Genomic DNA, 15,391 nt, shown 5'->3' on the forward strand with positions numbered 1-15,391 from the left:
TTTTTATGCGTGAGTGTTCCGACATTCCATGGGACACTGGACGATCGTCTGTACCCGGGGGCCCATGACGCTCACGCACTACCAGCTCCTGTCGAATTGCCCTGACGAGCAGCTCAGGATCATCTGCGAGCGCCGGCGCCTGCCCATTCCCATCCGCTGGAAGGAGGAGGCCGAGGGCCGGATGCGGCTGCTCAAGACCATGGTCTTCCACCTGGAGGACCACAAGCGGTTGTCCGACACCCTGGCCGACCTCGACAGCGGATCCCTGGTGGCGCTCAAGCACCTGGCCGGCGACGGATCCCTGCCCGACCCCAAGGCCCTGGACGTCCTGCGGGACCTGGGATTGATCCTGCCCGACGGCGACGGCTGGGCCGTCGCGGATCGCGTGGCGGACGCCCTGGAGGACTTCGACGACGGCGCCCTCACCTTCCAGGCTCCCGCCGAAGTGAAGTTCCGTCCGCCCGAGCCGTTCCGGTTCTCGCTGGCCCTCACCAGCGTCCTGCTGCGGTGCGTGGCGGGGCTGCGGGTCCTGAAGGGCGGCCTGCCCGCGAAAAAGGAACTGGGTCAGCTGATGCACCGCAACGCCATGCTCCAGGAGGAGCAGGACGCCACGCTGCTGTTCACCCTCCTGCACCGGCTCGGCCTGCTGTGGAACCGGGAAGGCCGGGTGGAGACCCTGCTCCCCGCCGTGACCAGCCATCCTCCCCGCTGGGTGGCGGAGCGGGCCTTCGCCAGCCTGCTGGAGCACGACCTCAAGGCCTGGGGGATGCCGCCCGCGGAGGATCGCCATTTCCTGATGCAGCACCTCCTGGAGCGCCGGGGCCAGGCCCTCGCCGTCCAGCCTTTCCTGGCCTTCCTCCGGACCCTCCATCCCCTGGACGAGGAGCGCACCCGCACGGTGTTCCTGCCGTTCCTCAGCCGGATGGGGATCATCCAGGGAGACGCGGGCTTCGCTCACCTCCAGCTCACGGAGCACGGCGAGGCCCTGGCCCACGAGTACCTGCTGCGCGACCTGAAGGCCACCGCCGCCCACTGGCAGCCCCTGGAGCTGGATCAGCCGATGATCCTCCAGCCCACCCTGGAGCTGCTGACGCCCCTCCTCCAGAATCCCCATCGCCTGCTCCAGCTGGCGCAGTTGGCGGATGTGGAGTCCCTGGATGCCATGGGCACCTTCCGGGTGAGCCACGCGACCCTGGTCCGCGCCCTCGACGCCGGCGTGCCCCTGGAGGACCTGGGCCAGCGCCTGGGAGCCTCCACCCAGACCCTGCCCCAACCCCTGATCCAGCTGCTGGAGGACCTCTCCCGCCGGGTGGGCGAGGTGGAGGTCCAGCAGGGCGTGCGCCTGGTTCGGGCTCGGACCGCCCATCTGGCGGAAGAGCTGAAGCTGCGCCCGGAACTGGGACCCCTCAAGCTGGCCTCGCTGTCCGAGACGGTCCTGGAGGTGCGCGGCGACGGCAACGCCCACGCCCTGCTCAAGCAGGCGGGGTTCATGCCCAAGCCCGGCCGCTTCCTGGCCCTCAGCGTGGATTCCGACGAGAAGCTCTACCTGTGGGCCCTCGCGGCCCTCGCCTTCGTGGACGAGAAGGGAATGAACCATCACCTGGAGCCGGTGCAGCAGATGGTGCGCTGCGCCCTCCAGCGGCTCCACGACGAGGATCCCGCCCTCTACCAGGAGGTCCAGCGGCGGATCCCCATGCTCCACCTCGGCGGGGAGGACCAGCTCGCCGAGGAGGTGCAGCGCATCCTGGAGTACGCCGCCGGCCACACCCTCATGGTGGAACTCACCTACCTGCCGCCGGCAGCCCATCGCACGCAGTTGCGGCGGGTGTCACCCCGCACCATCCAGGAGGACCATCTCCTGGCCTTCTGCCACCTCCACCAGGAGGAGATGGCCTTCCGCCTCACCCGCATCCAGGGCGTGAAGCTGCTCAACGAGCGCGGCTGGACCCCGGCCAACCACAGCCAGGCGGGGTGAGGCTGTTTCCGGGGGTTCTGCGCTACGCTTCATACCCCTTTGCATTCAAAGAATAAGGATCACCACCAAGACGCCAAGGGCACCAAGAAAAGCCTCCGCAACGGGTGGGGCTTTTCTTGGTGCCTTCGTGTCTTGGTGGTGAAAAGAAAATCTTGGTCTTGATCGCCTGTGAGGATCCGGCCTCGAGGCGACGGCGCGGGGCCGGCTATCCCACCAGTTCCTTCAGCCGCTTGTCGAGGACGTCGGCGAGTCGCTCCACCACTTCGCGGTTCTCGTTCCGGACGGACTGGATCTCCTTTTCCAGCTTGCGCTCGGTCTGCATGACCGACTTCTGGATCTGGGACAGGACGCCCTTGAGATCGTCGATCTCGTTCAGCAGGTTGTTCAGGCGGGGATCCGGCGGGCGGCTGTTGCTGAAGACACCCATGCCCGCCAGCACCGTGGCGAGAGCCGACAACAGGAGGATGAGGAGGAGCAGGGGATTGCTGGCCATGGGCACACCTTGCCCTTGAGTTTGCCAGGATCATGCCGGTCCGGCTTGGGAGAAGCCGATCAGGCTACGGCTGCTGCTTGACCCGCTGGTAGTCGTCCGCCTGGATCTTCAGGGGCTTTTCCACGGGAATGACGAGATAGGGCTCGCTCCGCCGGCCGGGCCTGCGGGACGACGCCAACTGAAGCTGCTGCTGAACCTCTTCCTTGGCCTGGCGCTCCTTGGCCACTTCGGAGGCGTGGGCGGCGGCCAGGCGGGCCAGTTCCTGGGTCTGCTGCTGGGCCTGGACGGCCAGTCCATCCGCGCGCTGCTTCTGCTGGAAGCCCCAGGTCCCCATGCCGGCCAGGGCCGCGAGGATGGGCAGGGCCGCGGCGGCGAGGAGCCCCCACGAGGGACGCTTCCGCTCGGTCCGGCGGCGGCGCTGGGCTTCCCGGCGGAGATCCTCCGCCAGGGCGGTGAGGGCGGCGTCCGGAGGCTGGGGAGTCGCGGCGGCCGTCGGGGCCGTGGGGGCCAAGCCGAGCAGGTCGCGGAGTTCCGCCCGAAGCTGGACGTCCTCGGCGGGTTCGAAGCGCCGGGCGGGGTCAGACCAGGACATGCACGCCTCCTGAGGGGTTGAGCTGATCTTTGAGTTGGGCCTTGGCCCGGTGGATCCTCGTCTTCACGGTAGCTTCCGGAATGCCGAGGATCTCCGCGATCTCGCGGATGGACAATCCCTCGACCACGAACAGCCACAGGGCCTCGCGGAAGGTCGGGGACAGCAGCCGCATCCGCTCCCGGACCTCCTGGTTCAGCACCTGGTCGTCCGCCCCGCCCGCCAGCCCGGGCTCCATCACCACTTCCAGGCTGAGGTTCTGGTTCTTCATGGGGCGGCGCTCGGTGAGGGACAGGGTGCGGACGGTGCCGTACAGGAAGGCGGTGGGATGCTCCACCCGCTCCTCCCGCTGCATGAGGATGACGAACGCCTCCTGGGCGATGTCCTCCGCGAAGGTGGCGCCGTAGCGGCGGGCATAGCTCACCAGCCGCGGATAGAGTTCCGCGAAAGCCTGATGGAAGGCCTCCTGGGTACCAAAGGGGGTTTCGGGGGGGGACTGCGCCATGCAAGCTCCAACGCCCTAGGATGCCCGATGCGGGAGGGAAGTTCCGGGCTAGGCTGGAAGGGATGGATCACCCACTCCGAGCCTGGCGGGACACCCTGGAGGAGCTGGGGGTGATGGGATTGGTCCGCGAGCCCCTCCCGCCCTCCCCTGCCCCGGAGCCCAGGTTGGAGCCGGCACGGCCGGCGGCTCCGCCGCGGCCCGTCGCCCCCTCCCGCCCAGTCGCCCCGGCACCGCGAAGCGCCGCTGCTTACGTTCCACCCTCGGACCCCGTGGGCTGCCCGCCGCCGGACGTGGTCGCGGGCGCGGCTTCCCTCGGGGAGCTGGAGCAGGCCATCCGCGGCTGCCTGGCCTGCCCGCTGGGACCCTGCCGGATCAAGTTCGTGTTCGGCGAGGGGGATCCCGGCGCTCGGCTGATGTTCGTGGGCGAGGGCCCCGGCCGGGACGAGGACCTGCAGGGAAGGCCCTTCGTGGGGCGGGCGGGCGAACTGCTGGACAAGATGATCGGGGCCATCGGGCTGAAGCGGACCGAGGTCTACATTGGGAACGTGGTGAAGTGCCGCCCCCCCGACAACCGCACGCCGACCCCGGACGAAGCCCGCGCCTGCCTCGGCTACCTGCGGCGGCAGATCGAGCTGATCCAGCCGGCGGTGATCGTCACGCTGGGCGCCACGCCCCTGCGCGAACTGGTGGGCGTGACCGAGGGCATCACCCGCGTCCGCGGCCAGTGGAAGCGCGTGGTCGTGGGCGGGCGCGAAATTCCCGTGATGCCCACCTTCCATCCCGCCTACGTGCTGCGCCAGTACACCCAGGACGTCCGCCGCGCCGTGTGGGCGGACCTGAAAGCGGCGAAGGAGTGGGTGGACAAGGCCGCAGGGGCGTGATCGTCCTCGTCCGGTTCTCCAATCCGATCCTGGGAGAGGTCTGAGGCCGAAGGCGATGGAGGCGGCGGGCGCGAGCCGAGAGCCACACTGTGTCATGCTAGGCCTAGCTTTTCGGGGTCGGTCATGCGTCTTGTGAACGTGTTCTTTTTCGTGCTCCTGGCCTTCGTCCTGTTCGTCCTGGGCAACCTGTACCTGACCAACCACGACCTGCTGGTGCGGGAAGTCGTCATCTTCGGCGAGCGCATCAAGATCCAGAGCGTGATCCTCCTGGCGTTCCTGCTGGGCTTCCTGCTCAACATCCTCTACACGGGGATCATGGAGCTGGTGCGGCTGGTGCGTGGCCTCAACGATTCCGCGGACACGCGGCTGGTGAAGCGCATTTCCGAGCGCTTCCAGGACGCCCGCGATCTGGTGGCCCACGGCCAGCCCCGCGAGGCCCGGGACATCCTGGAGACCATCCTCGAGCAGCGGAAGGAATACCTCCCCGCGCGGATGCTGCTGGGGGAGATCCTCCTCAAGATCGGCCACGCCGAGGAGGCCTCGAAGCTCTACCAGGCCATCGCCGAGGACGAGCCGGATCAGGTGGAGGCCCGCTACCAGCTGGCCGAGGCCCTGATGGCCGTGCGGAATTCCGAGGCCGCCCTCGCCATCCTGAAGAAGCTCGCGGCGGATCATCCCAAGAAGGCCCTCCGCGCCTGGCGCCGGCTGCGCGCGCTCCACCTCGACGCCCAGCGCTGGGAAGAGGCCGTGGAGGCCCACAAGAAGCTGCAGCTCTACTTCCCCGGCGAACTCACGCAGGGAGAGAAGGCCCAGGGCGCCGCGCTCGCCTACCAGGTCGGAATGGCCAAGGTGGAGGCGGATCTGTTCAAGGACGCCGCCCAGATCTTCCAGCAGGTCATCAAGGACGAGCCCGAGTTCGTGCCCGCCTACCTCAGCCTCGGCCGCTGCATGATCCTCCAGGACCAGGAGGCGCAGGGCGTCGAGATCTGGATCGAAGGCTTCCGCAAGACCGGGGAAGGCACCTTCCTCCAGGAGCTGGAGGACTACTTCATCCAGCTGGGGCGCCCGGAGGACGGCCTGGCCGTCATGCGCAAGGTGGCCGCCACCTCCAAGCACGCCACCACGGCGAAGTTCTTCCTGGGCAAGATGCTCTACCGCCTGGAGATCCTGGACGAGGCCCTGGACGTGTTCCAGGAGGTCCGCAGCCAGGTCGTCTACAGCCCGATCCTGTTCTTCTTCATGGCCAAGATTCACAGCCGGCGCGGCCGGCTGGACGCCGCCCTCAACGAGTACCGCCAGCTCCTGCGGAACCTGGGCGTCCTCAAGCTGCGGTTCGAGTGCGCCGTGTGCGGCCACAAGACCCAGGACTACGACGACCGCTGCGACAGCTGCGGAAGCTGGAACAGCAGCCACTTCCTGTTCAAGGAGAGCGACCTGCCCGAAGGCCCCATCCGCGGCGGGGAAAGCGGCAACTGGATGGCGATGCTGTAGCGCCGCCGTTTCCCCCAATCAAAAGGGCGCCGATCGGCGCCCTTTTGATTGGAAGCTGAATTCAGTCAGCAGATGAATCGTCAGGCAATGGCCTGTCGAATATCGAACAGAAGGCGCTCCAGTTCCCGCTCGGACAACTGGAGAGGCACCTGCTGCTTCACCTCCTCCTTGCGGTAGAAGGCGATCCGCTTCACCACGATCTTGTTCTTCCCGATGCTGATCTCGTTGAACTGGATCTGGGTGTCGTCCTTGTAGGGCGGCAGGCTGCGGAGCTGGATGTACATCCCCCGCCGGTCGTGGTCCACGATCTCCAGCCGCTCCTTCAGGTAGTTCACCTGCTCGGAGAGGGCCTCGGCCTTGTTCTTCAGCTTGGCGAAACTCAACTTTTTGGGAGCGTGGCGCTCCAGGACCACTTCGCCCAATTGCACCCCGTCCTGGGATCGACGGAGGAAACCTTCCAAGGTGCCTTCCAACTCCGCATCCACCCGGTGGAACACCTCGAAACCCTGGAATTCGCCGGGAAGCACGGAGTCGTCGTAGCGCTTGGCCTTGCGGGACAGCTTCATGGGGACCTCCTGGGGAAAATCGATCTGATCCCTCTGAGCCAGGACCGTGCCAGGAATTTTCTACCGGGGAAATGGGGCGATAGACCTGTGACTATCAGCACTTCCTCGCGAATGATGCCCAGTCGGACCTGCCTATCGCTTATCGGAAAGACTTTAGATTTGACCACAAGTGGACAATCAGGTGCGAATCCGATCAGTTCTGGACACTTCCTGCCTTGGGCCAGCGGGTGCGGTAGACCATTCGGTCCAGGGTCCGATTAAAGGGACTCCACGCCCCTCCGCCCTCCTCGCCCTGGGCCCGGAACATGGCCTCCAGCTTGCCGTCCAGATCGTCCAGGTAGTGGACCAGCAGGGCCTCCGGCGTCTTCGGCAGCACGGGCGACCCGAATTCCAGGCGCCCGTGGTGGCTGAGGACGATATGCAGGATCTGGAGGCGCAGCTCCTCGGGAAAGTCCGGAATGCACCCAGCCGCCCGGCTGATCCATTCCGCCTCCAGGGCGATGTGGCCGAGGAGGTTCCCCGCGTCGGTATACCCGAAACTGCGGGCGTAGCTCAGTTCGGCGGTCTTCCCCAGGTCGTGCAGCAGGACGCCCGCCATCACCAGATCGCGGTTCACCTGCCCGTAGTGGGCGCAGGCCCGCTCCGCCATTCCGGCCACGGACAGGGTGTGCTCCAGGAGCCCTCCCAGCCAGGCGTGGTGCATGGCCTTGGCGGCGGGGGCCTGGGCGAAGGCCGCGCGCAGGTCCGCGTCCTCCACGAAAAGGGCCGTGAGCAGGCTTCGGATCCAGGGATCCTGGATCGAGCCCACCAGGGCGTCCAGTTCCGCCAGCATGGCGACCGCCGGGCGGGCACTCACGGGGAAGAAGTGGGACAGGTCGCCCACTTCGGCGTCCGTCGCGAACCGCACCTTGTCGAGCTTCAGCTGGAGCCGGCCGTTGTAGCTGGTCGCCGATCCCTTCACGCGGAGGAACGCGTCGGCTCGCACAGCCTCCATGTCGCCCTCCACCGCCCGGACGTCCCACAGGAACGCCTTCAGGTCGCCCGAGGCGTCCGACAGCTTCAGTTCGAGGTACTCGCTCCCCTTGGCGCTGATCTTGTAGGCGGCCTCCTGGGCCAGCAGGAAGCCCTGGAAGGCGTCCCCTTCCTTGAGGTTGCGGAGCATCGGCTGGTCGGACATGGGAACTCCTGCGCTCCGCCCAACGGGGAAGCGGCGGCGGGCCGGGGAATGGCGGGCTACTGGTTGCGGGGCGCCTTGGGGGGCGGTGCGAAGGGATCGTCCCCGCCCAGGCCCAGATCGATGGGCAGGCGCTTGTCCTCCAGGACCTCGAAAAAAGACCACTGGTCGGCCTTGCGCACGTTGCCCTCGGGCAGATCCAGGACGCGCACCTTCAGCACGCGGTTGTAGAGGGGGAACTCCAGTTCGTCCTGGGGCTTCACCTCGTGGCTGGCTTTCCGGGGGGAGCCGTTCACCCGCACCATCCCCTCGTCGCAGAGCTGGTTGGCCAGCTCCCGCCGCTTGATCAGCAGGCTCTTCTTGAGGAAGGCGTCGAGTCTCATGGCGATCAACCCTTCAGGATCTGGTCCTTGGGAACCAGATAGCGGACGTTGGCCCGCATCCGCAGGTTGGAGAGGTACTGCTCGATGGCGTTCTGGGCCTTGGGCTCCTGCAGCTTCTCCAGGATCTTCTCCCGCACCTCGGCGAAGGACTTCACGGGCGCGTCCTCCAGGGCGATGAGCTGGATCAGGTAGATGTCCTTGTCCGTCTCGATGGGGGCCGACACCTGCTCGGGCTTCAGCTTCACCGCGGCGTCCTCGATGCTGGGGCGGAGGAAGCCCTTGTTCATCCAGCCCAGATCGCCGCCGGTGGCCTTGCTGGGGCTGGTGGAGTTCTGGCGCGCCAGTTCCTCGAAGGCCTTGCCGGCCTTCAGCTCGGCCTGGAGGGACTCCAGCTTCTTCCGGGCCTCGGCCTGCTCCTCCGCCGTCGCGCCCTTGGCCAGGACCAGCTCCCGGATCCGGAAGCGGCTGGCGAGGCGGTACTCCTCCTTGTGGTCCTCGTAGTAGGCCCGCAGTTCGTTGTCCTCCACGGCGACCTTGGAGAAGACCTCCCGCTGGAGGACGAACTGCTGCGTGGCCTGCTGCTTCTGGCGCTTCTTGAACTCCGGGAGCCCGATCCCCAGGCTGCCCTTGAGCGCCCGCTCCAGATCCGCGTCCGTGGCGAAGTTGTTCTCCTTCTTGATCCCATCGAGGCTGGCCTGGACGTACTCATCGGAAACCGGCGAGCCCAATTCCGCGCCCTTGTCCTCCAGCAGGAAGGCGTCCACGAGGCCCTGGAGCGTCTTCTCCCGGGCGTCCGCCAGCTTGTCGTCCAGCTCCTTGCCGGAGAACTGGCGGTAGAGCGCGGCGTGCTGCTGTTCCACGGCCTGGGCCAGGGTGCGGCGCGTGATGATGTGGCTGTTGACGATGACGAGGATCTCGTCCCGCACGTCGGGCTTGGTCTCCGCCTGGACCGCCGGAACGGCCAGCAGCAGCGCGGCGGCGACCGCCGCCGGACGGCTCACTGCCCACCTCCCTGCGGGGCCACCGGGGCCGGTGCAGCCACAGCCGCGGGCGTCGCGGGCTTCACGAGCTCGAAGGGGATCTCCTTGCGCAGGCCGTCCATCAGTTCGGTCCACACGATCATCTGGCGCTCCTGCTGGGCCATGCGCTCCGCCGCGGCCTTGCCCTCCTCGAAGGGAACGTCGCGGCTGGGCTTCCGGCTCTCCACCTTGACGAGGTGGTAGCCGAACTGGGTCTTCACGGGGGCGCCCACCTTACCGAGGGGCTGCGTGCGGGCTGCGGTGCCGAACTCCTTCACCCAAGTGGAGGGATCGGCGTCGGCATAGAGGCCGCCGTTCTCCTTGCTGCCGGGATCGTCGCTGTACTTCTTGGCGAGGTCCTCGAACTTGGCGCCCTTCTTCAACTCGGCCTGGATCTTGGCGACCTTCGCCTTGGCTTCCGCGTCCGTCAGTCCGGCGGTGGCCCCCGTGGTCGCGTTGGGATCCTGCTTCACGGAGATCAGGATGTGGCGGACGGTGACCTGCTCGGGCTGCTTGAACCGCTCCTTGTGGCCCTCGTAGTAGGCCTTCACTTCCGGTTCCGCCACCGCCAGCTTCTTCTGGAGGCCCTCGCCTTCCTTGGCCAGGTACTCGCGAGCCAAAAGGTCGTCCTTGGTGCGCTCCAGCGACCGGAGGTAGCCGGGCGTCTGGTCCAGGCCCATGCGCTTCGCCTTCTCCGCCAGGAGCTTGCTCTCGGCCATCCGCCGGACGAACTCCTCCTTGCCGCCCTGCATCATGAGCACCTGCATCTGCTCCTGCTGGCCCAGCAGCCCGAAGGCGGCGCGGAAATCGGCCTCGGTGATGGGCTGCCCGCCCACCCGGGCGAGGATGACCTCTTCGGGGTTCGGCCCGGGAGCCGGCGCGGGCGCCGCGGCGGCGGGAACGGGAGCCTGCGCGGGCGCGGGCTGCTGGGCGGCGAGGCCGAGGGCGAGAAGGGAGAGCAGCGAGGTACGGAGCATGGGTTTCCTTGGAAAGGCGGGGCCTAGCGGCGCCGTCCGCCGAGAAGGTTCATCAGCGAGATGAAGATGTTGTAGAGGCTCACGAACAGGGCGAGGGCGAAGCCGGCGGGGTCGCCGAGGTCGTCCGTGCGCAGCATGGCGGAGGTGTCCCACAGCAGCTTGGCGGAGCAGGCGATGACCGCCACGCCCGAGATGATCAGGCTGAAGGTCTGCAGGTGGAAGATCGCCGCGGCCAGGCCGCCGAAGAACATCACGGCGATCCCGACCATCACGAAGTTCCGCAGGAAGCTGAAGTCCCGCTTGGAGACGAAGGCCGTGACGGTGAGGGTCAGGAAGACCACGCCGGTGAGGCCCAGGGCGCTGAACACGGGCACGAAACCCGCGCCCTGCGCGATCACGAGGGCGATGATGCCCGCGATGACCCCGGAGACAAAGGTGAACAACCCATAGGCCAACCGGTTCAGGGGCTTCCGGCGGCTGACGGAGGAGGCGAACATCAGGGTCCCGAACTGGACCCCGAACAGCACCCATCCCAGGAACCGTCCCGCGACAGGAATCAGGGCCGCCGCGACAAAGGGAGCGCTGAGCGCGCCCAGGGCGGCCACGGCGAATCCGCCCATGAGCCACAGGTAGACGCTTCGGATGAAATCGACCCGGGACTGGGTTCTGGCCGATGCCCCCTGCCACGACTGCTGATAATCCATGCCACGCTCCACAGGGGACCCGAACGGATCCCTTTCGATCCTAACATTCCCCCTTAACCCTTGCCCCGAAGCCCCCGGAGGTTCCGTGCTGCCCCCGCCCTGGTCCCAGCGCCTGCGCGCCCAGGCCGAAGGGCGCCGCGCCCGGGGCCGGGAGCGGGCCATCCGCCCCCCCGCCGGCGCGGATTTCTGTTCCAACGACTACCTGGGCCTCCGGACGGATCCCCGTCTGGCCCAGGCCGCCGCCGAGGCCGCCCGCAACTTCGGTACGGGAACCGGCGCCGCCCGCCTGCTGCGGGGCACCACGCCCCTGCACGAGGAGCTGGAAGGGGCCCTGGCCCGCTGGAAGGGCACCGGGGATTGCCTGCTGTTCGGCACGGGCTTCCAGGCCAACGCCACCCTGCTTCCGGCCCTGCTGGGACCCGGCGACGCGGTGTTCTCCGACGCCCTGAACCATGCCTCGCTGGTGGACGGCTGCCGCCTGGCCCGGGCCGGGGGCGCGCACCTGGGCATCTACCGCCACCGCGACCTGGCGGATCTGGAAGGCCAGCTGACCGCGTGGGGCCGGTCCTGCGAAAACGGCCTCGCCCTCGTGGCCACCGACGCAGTGTTCAGCATGGACGGCGACGCCGCGGATCTCCCCGCCCTGGTGGACCTGTGCGAGCGCCACGGCGCCCTGCTGCTGGTGGACGAGGCGCACGCCACGGGGCTGCTGGGGGCGGACGGGGCGGGCCTCTCCCAGCTCCAGGGCGTCACCGGTCGCGTTCCGCTGGTGATGGGCACCCTCGGCAAAGCCCTGGGCGCCTTCGGGGCCTTCGTGGGCTGCGATCGCCTGCTGCGGGATCATCTGGTGAACACCGCCCGGGGCTTCATCTTCTCGACGGCCCTCCCCCCGCCCGCCGTGGGAGCCGCGCTGGAGGGAGTGCGCCTGGCCCAAGCCGAGCCCTGGCGCCGGGAGAAGGCCCTCGCCCTCGCCGCCCGCCTCCGCCGGGGGCTCGGCCAGGACGATGCCCCCTCGGCCATCGTTCCCCTCCTCGTCGGGCCGGACGCGGAGGCGGTGCGGTTGGCGGAGGCCCTCCACGCCGAGGGCTTCGACGTCCGGGCGGTGCGCCCGCCCACGGTGCCCGAAGGGTCGGCGCGGCTGCGGATCACGGTGGGAGCCCATCTGGAGGAAGGTTCCGTCGACGCGCTCCTCGCCGCCCTGGCCCGCGTCCGGAGGTGATCAGACCCCCAGGGCCTTTCGCATGGCCTGGATCAGGTCCGTCCGCTGGAACGGCTTCTGGACGAAGGCCACGAGGCCCTTCCCCAGGAAGCTCTGGACGGCCTCCTGTTCGTTGTAGCCGCTGGTGAGCACCACCCGGCAGGCGGGATCGATCCGGCGCAGCTCGCGGTAGGTCTCCACGCCGTTCATGTGGGGCATGGTCAGGTCCATGAGGACCGCGCAGAACGGCGGAGCCGCCGACCGGAACAGCGTCAGCGCCTCTTGTCCGTCCCGGGCGGTGACCACGTCGAAGCCCATGGAGTGGAGGAGCGCTTCGGCCACGGTCCGCACGCCCTCCTCGTCGTCCACCACCAGCACCGTTCCCGACCCGCGCCACGCCTCGGGTTCGGCCTCCTCCGGGAGGTGGGGCAGCGCCCGGGTCCCCGCGGGGAAGATCAGCTTGAAGGTGGTGCCCTTCCCGATCTCGCTGTAGACCCGGATCCCGCCCTTGTGGCCCCGGACGATGCCCTGCATGGCCGACAGGCCCAGGCCGCGGCCGGTGAACTTGGTCGTGAAGAAGGGTTCGAAGATCCGGGCCTGGACTTCGGGGCTCATCCCGTGACCGGTATCGGAGACCTCCAGGGCCAGGAAGGCGCCCGGGGCCACGTTCTGGCCGGGGAAATCGCGGATCAGATCCTCCCCGGAATAGATGAACAGCTCCGTCCGGATGGACACCACGCCCTCCGCGTCCCCGATGGCCTCGGAGGCGTTCGTCACCAGGTTCATGACTACCTGCTGGATCTGGGAGGGCTCGGCCATGAAGGCGGGCAGGCCTTCCTGGAGCTGGAAGCGGAGGCTCACCTTCTTGGAGATGGACACGCCGAGGAGGTGGGACATCTCCGTCACCGCCTCATTCAGGTCCAGGGGACCCACCTCGAAGCGGCCTTTGCCCGAATAGGCCAGCATCTGGCGGGTGAGGCCCGTGGCGCGATGGACGGTCTTCTCCAGGTTGCTCAGGTACTGCTGCGCCGGAGCCGCGGCGGGAAGGGTCATCTGGGCCAGGCTGACGTTCCCCAGGATGGCGGTGAGCAGGTTGTTGAAGTCGTGGGCGATCCCCCCGGCCAGCACCCCCAGGCTCTCCAGCTTCTGGCTCTGGAGCTGGGCCTGCTCCGCGCGGCGGCGCTCGGTGATGTCCGTGACCATCCCCAGGACGCTGACCACCCGCCCGTCATCGTCCAGGACGGGATTGCCGGTGACGATGGACCACAGTTCCGACCCGTCCTTCCGGCGGAACCGGAAGTCGTGCTGCGCGCCGATCCCCTCCCGCCGCTGGGTGAGGTCCCGCTGCGAGGCCGACGCCGCGTCCTCCGGGAACATGAAGTCGGCGAGGGTGCGGCCGATCATCTCGGCGGGCCGGTAGCCCAGCATCTCCGCCATGCGGCGGTTGGCGAAGGTGGTCATCCCATGGGAATCCAGGACCCACATCCCGTCGCCCATCACCTCCACCAGGTGCCGGAAGCGGGCGTCGCTTTCGCGCAGCGCCCGGGCATCCCGCCGGTGGCTCTCCGTTTCCCGCTCCAATTCCTGCGTGCGGGCCTCTACCTGGGCCTGGACCTGGGCCTGGCTGGCGAGCAGCGTCCGGACGTAGCTCGCCAGAACGAGGCTGAAGGCCAGCCCGCCCGCCAGCACGCCCCAGGCCCGCCAGCCCGCGGTCAGGCGGTAGTAGCCCGGAGAGGGCACGGCCACCACCGACCACCGCCGGCCGCCCAGTTCGAAATCGCGGGCGAGGCGGAGGCGCGAAGGCCCCGCCCCGCCCCGGGACGGAAGGGCCGAGGCCGCGGCGTACAGCAATGCCTGGGACGGCGGCGCGCTGGCGTCCAGGAGCTGCAGGTCCACGCCCCGGGGCTCGAGGATGGACAGCGCGCGCTGGACCAGGTCGCCCGTCCGGAAGACGCCCTGCACCAGACCCACGGTCCGGCCCGCGGGGTCGCGCACGGGCGCCAGCGCGAGGATGCCGGTCTGTTCCCCCGTCTCCTGGATCAGCCGGATCCGCCCGCTGGCGGAGAGTTCGCCGGTGCTGAGGGCCCGCGCCAGGGCCTCCTGGCGGGAGGGCAGCCGTTCGGCGGCGTAGCCGAGGCTGACCTCGTTCCCCCGGTACGGATTCACGAAGTACACCGCGTGGAACCGCGCGTCGGGAGGCACCGGCACGTCCCGTCCGGCCGCGTCGCGGTCGAAGAAGCGGAAGCCCGGCACGGCGCGGCGGGCCGCCGTTTCCAAGGCCGCGCGGTTGTCGGGGCCCACTTCCGGCAGCCACTGCAAGGCCTGGATGTAGGGACGGCGCGCGCGAAGCGGTTCCGCGAAGGCCTCGAAGGAGGCCCGGTCCACCGGACACCCCGCCTCGAAGTGATCGCGCAGGACGAGCACGTCCTCGAAGCTGTGCTGGAATCCCTGGGCCACGCTCTCCGCCCGGTCCTGGGCCGCGGTGTGGAATTGGGCCTCCACCTGCCGCCGGTAGGCGTCGCCGGCCAGGAGGAATCCCGCCACCGAGAGGGCGGCGCCCGCGAGGAGCACCACCAGGGCGCGGAAGCGGCCAGTGGAGGGGGCCTGGGGGTCTGACACGAAAACCTCGGCAGGAATCTTTCGGGAAAGCCGGTCGTCCCCCCAGGGTTCTTCCCGCGTCGGACGCCTCGCACCTTCCTTCATCGGTCTCCGGCCAGGGAGCATGATCTATGTGGGAGAATCACTCCCGACCCGAGGCCCAACCCGCGGTCGGTAGGAGGTGGCGCTTGAACCGGAACATCATGCTCGCCCTGGCAGGGGGATTCATCGCCGGAGGCGTCGTGGGCTACGTGGCCGGCGGGCTCCGCGAATCGGCTCCCGCGACCGCCCCGGCCGCCGCTGCTCCGGTCATGCAGGTGCCCTCCCTGGGCGGCGGGATGCCCGGCGCCCCCGGCGGGGGAATGGCCGGCGCCGCCCTGCCCACCGCCGAAGTCCAGGACCGCATGGCCCGCCTCCAGGCCATGGTCGCCGCGGATCCCAAGAATCACGATGCGTGGGTAGCCCTGGGCAATGATTATTTCGACTCCCACCAGGCCCAGAAGGCGGTGGAAGCCTACGGCAAGGCCCTGGCCCTCAACCCCGACGATCCCAACGTCCTCACGGATCAGGGCGTGATGTACCGCCAGCTGAACCAGTTCGACAAGGCCGTCGCCAACTTCCAGAAGGCCGCCAAACTCGATCCCAGCCACGTCCAGAGCCTGTTCAACCTGGGAATCGTCTACGCGCACGATCTCCACCAGCCCGACGCCGCCGCCAAGGCCTGGAACCAGGTCCTGGTTCTCGCCCCCACCAGCGACCAGGCGACCCAGGCGCGGCAGCAGCTGAGCCAGCTCGGGAAATAGGGCGCGCCGGCCCCTCCCAGACGCAGTGCTATCCT

General features: G+C 68.6%; 15 protein-coding genes. 5 read left to right on the plus strand and 10 right to left on the minus strand.

What is annotated here, in order from left to right; all coding sequences use genetic code 11:
• Positions 1-64 precede the first annotated feature (64 nt).
• Positions 65-1,975, plus strand: coding sequence for a helicase-associated domain-containing protein (locus RAH39_RS11795; RefSeq protein WP_306590315.1), 1,911 nt, complete (start codon positions 65-67; stop codon positions 1,973-1,975).
• Between the two features lie 205 nt (positions 1,976-2,180).
• Here RAH39_RS11795 and RAH39_RS11800 read toward each other — a convergent pair whose 3' ends face one another.
• From RAH39_RS11800 to RAH39_RS11810, 3 genes are all read right to left on the minus strand, one after another.
• Complete coding sequence (locus RAH39_RS11800; protein ID WP_306590316.1) at positions 2,181-2,468, minus strand: hypothetical protein; 288 nt, start codon at positions 2,466-2,468, stop codon at positions 2,181-2,183.
• A gap of 64 nt (positions 2,469-2,532) precedes the next feature.
• Complete coding sequence (locus RAH39_RS11805; RefSeq protein WP_306590317.1) at positions 2,533-3,060, minus strand: hypothetical protein; 528 nt, start codon at positions 3,058-3,060, stop codon at positions 2,533-2,535.
• Complete coding sequence (locus tag RAH39_RS11810; protein ID WP_306590318.1) at positions 3,047-3,562, minus strand: RNA polymerase sigma factor; 516 nt, start codon at positions 3,560-3,562, stop codon at positions 3,047-3,049. Before RAH39_RS11810 ends, RAH39_RS11805 begins: the two co-directional genes overlap by 14 nt.
• A 62-nt stretch (positions 3,563-3,624) precedes the next feature.
• On the opposite strand from RAH39_RS11810, the gene RAH39_RS11815 reads away from it, so the two are divergent.
• Together RAH39_RS11815 and RAH39_RS11820 are read left to right on the plus strand one after the other, a co-directional pair.
• The gene (locus tag RAH39_RS11815) at positions 3,625-4,443 is read left to right on the plus strand and encodes a uracil-DNA glycosylase (RefSeq protein WP_306590319.1); all 819 of its coding nucleotides are present in this window, start codon (positions 3,625-3,627) and stop codon (positions 4,441-4,443) included.
• 123 nt (positions 4,444-4,566) lie between these two features.
• Entirely contained in the window at positions 4,567-5,934 is a 1,368-nt protein-coding gene (locus tag RAH39_RS11820) for a tetratricopeptide repeat protein (RefSeq protein ID WP_306590320.1), read from the plus strand.
• A gap of 80 nt (positions 5,935-6,014) precedes the next feature.
• Here RAH39_RS11820 and RAH39_RS11825 read toward each other — a convergent pair whose 3' ends face one another.
• The 6 genes from RAH39_RS11825 to RAH39_RS11850 form a co-directional block, all read right to left on the minus strand.
• Positions 6,015-6,500, minus strand: coding sequence for a hypothetical protein (locus tag RAH39_RS11825; RefSeq protein ID WP_306590321.1), 486 nt, complete (start codon positions 6,498-6,500; stop codon positions 6,015-6,017).
• 193 nt (positions 6,501-6,693) lie between these two features.
• Positions 6,694-7,677 (minus strand): 3'-5' exoribonuclease YhaM family protein, encoded by a 984-nt coding sequence (locus tag RAH39_RS11830; RefSeq protein ID WP_306590322.1) that lies wholly within the window; start codon positions 7,675-7,677, stop codon positions 6,694-6,696.
• Between the two features lie 56 nt (positions 7,678-7,733).
• On the minus strand, positions 7,734-8,057 hold the full coding sequence (locus RAH39_RS11835) for an RNA-binding S4 domain-containing protein (RefSeq protein ID WP_306590323.1): 324 nt from the start codon (positions 8,055-8,057) through the stop codon (positions 7,734-7,736).
• Between the two features lie 5 nt (positions 8,058-8,062).
• The gene (locus tag RAH39_RS11840) at positions 8,063-9,058 is read right to left on the minus strand and encodes a peptidylprolyl isomerase (protein ID WP_306590324.1); all 996 of its coding nucleotides are present in this window, start codon (positions 9,056-9,058) and stop codon (positions 8,063-8,065) included.
• Positions 9,055-10,053, minus strand: a complete 999-nt coding sequence (locus RAH39_RS11845) for a peptidylprolyl isomerase (protein WP_306590325.1) — start codon at positions 10,051-10,053, stop codon at positions 9,055-9,057. Before RAH39_RS11845 ends, RAH39_RS11840 begins: the two co-directional genes overlap by 4 nt.
• 23 nt (positions 10,054-10,076) lie before the next feature.
• Positions 10,077-10,757: a Bax inhibitor-1/YccA family protein gene (locus RAH39_RS11850; RefSeq protein ID WP_306590326.1), complete on the minus strand. Its 681-nt coding sequence runs from the start codon at positions 10,755-10,757 to the stop codon at positions 10,077-10,079.
• 88 nt (positions 10,758-10,845) lie between these two features.
• Here RAH39_RS11850 and RAH39_RS11855 point away from each other — a divergent pair, with 88 nt between their 5' ends.
• Positions 10,846-11,976, plus strand: a complete 1,131-nt coding sequence (locus RAH39_RS11855) for an aminotransferase class I/II-fold pyridoxal phosphate-dependent enzyme (RefSeq protein ID WP_373467362.1) — start codon at positions 10,846-10,848, stop codon at positions 11,974-11,976.
• On the opposite strand, the gene RAH39_RS11860 is transcribed toward RAH39_RS11855, so the two are convergent.
• On the minus strand, positions 11,977-14,574 hold the full coding sequence (locus RAH39_RS11860) for a CHASE domain-containing protein (RefSeq protein ID WP_306590328.1): 2,598 nt from the start codon (positions 14,572-14,574) through the stop codon (positions 11,977-11,979). It lies immediately after the preceding gene.
• Positions 14,575-14,741: 167 nt separating this feature from the next.
• Here RAH39_RS11860 and RAH39_RS11865 point away from each other — a divergent pair, with 167 nt between their 5' ends.
• Positions 14,742-15,356 carry a tetratricopeptide repeat protein gene (locus RAH39_RS11865; RefSeq protein ID WP_306590329.1) on the plus strand — a complete coding sequence of 205 codons (615 nt, stop codon included), beginning with the start codon at positions 14,742-14,744 and terminating at the stop codon, positions 15,354-15,356.
• The last annotated feature ends 35 nt before the right edge of the window (positions 15,357-15,391 follow it).

Origin of the sequence: Geothrix sp. 21YS21S-4 (genome assembly GCF_030845995.1) — a bacterium.
Taxonomy (GTDB): Bacteria; Acidobacteriota; Holophagae; order Holophagales; family Holophagaceae; genus Geothrix.

What these genes read in the sequence shown, in the direction of transcription:
- RAH39_RS11815 (WP_306590319.1), top strand. Translation starts at nt 3,625, where the DNA reads ATGGATCACCCACTCCGAGCCTGGCGGGACACCCTGGAGGAGCTGGGG.
- RAH39_RS11830 (WP_306590322.1), bottom strand. Translation starts at nt 7,677, where the DNA reads ATGTCCGACCAGCCGATGCTCCGCAACCTCAAGGAAGGGGACGCCTTC.
- RAH39_RS11795 (WP_306590315.1), top strand. Translation starts at nt 65, where the DNA reads ATGACGCTCACGCACTACCAGCTCCTGTCGAATTGCCCTGACGAGCAG.
- RAH39_RS11820 (WP_306590320.1), top strand. Translation starts at nt 4,567, where the DNA reads ATGCGTCTTGTGAACGTGTTCTTTTTCGTGCTCCTGGCCTTCGTCCTG.
- RAH39_RS11810 (WP_306590318.1), bottom strand. Translation starts at nt 3,562, where the DNA reads ATGGCGCAGTCCCCCCCCGAAACCCCCTTTGGTACCCAGGAGGCCTTC.
- RAH39_RS11835 (WP_306590323.1), bottom strand. Translation starts at nt 8,057, where the DNA reads ATGAGACTCGACGCCTTCCTCAAGAAGAGCCTGCTGATCAAGCGGCGG.
- RAH39_RS11800 (WP_306590316.1), bottom strand. Translation starts at nt 2,468, where the DNA reads ATGGCCAGCAATCCCCTGCTCCTCCTCATCCTCCTGTTGTCGGCTCTC.
- RAH39_RS11825 (WP_306590321.1), bottom strand. Translation starts at nt 6,500, where the DNA reads ATGAAGCTGTCCCGCAAGGCCAAGCGCTACGACGACTCCGTGCTTCCC.
- RAH39_RS11805 (WP_306590317.1), bottom strand. Translation starts at nt 3,060, where the DNA reads ATGTCCTGGTCTGACCCCGCCCGGCGCTTCGAACCCGCCGAGGACGTC.
- RAH39_RS11850 (WP_306590326.1), bottom strand. Translation starts at nt 10,757, where the DNA reads ATGGATTATCAGCAGTCGTGGCAGGGGGCATCGGCCAGAACCCAGTCC.
- RAH39_RS11845 (WP_306590325.1), bottom strand. Translation starts at nt 10,053, where the DNA reads ATGCTCCGTACCTCGCTGCTCTCCCTTCTCGCCCTCGGCCTCGCCGCC.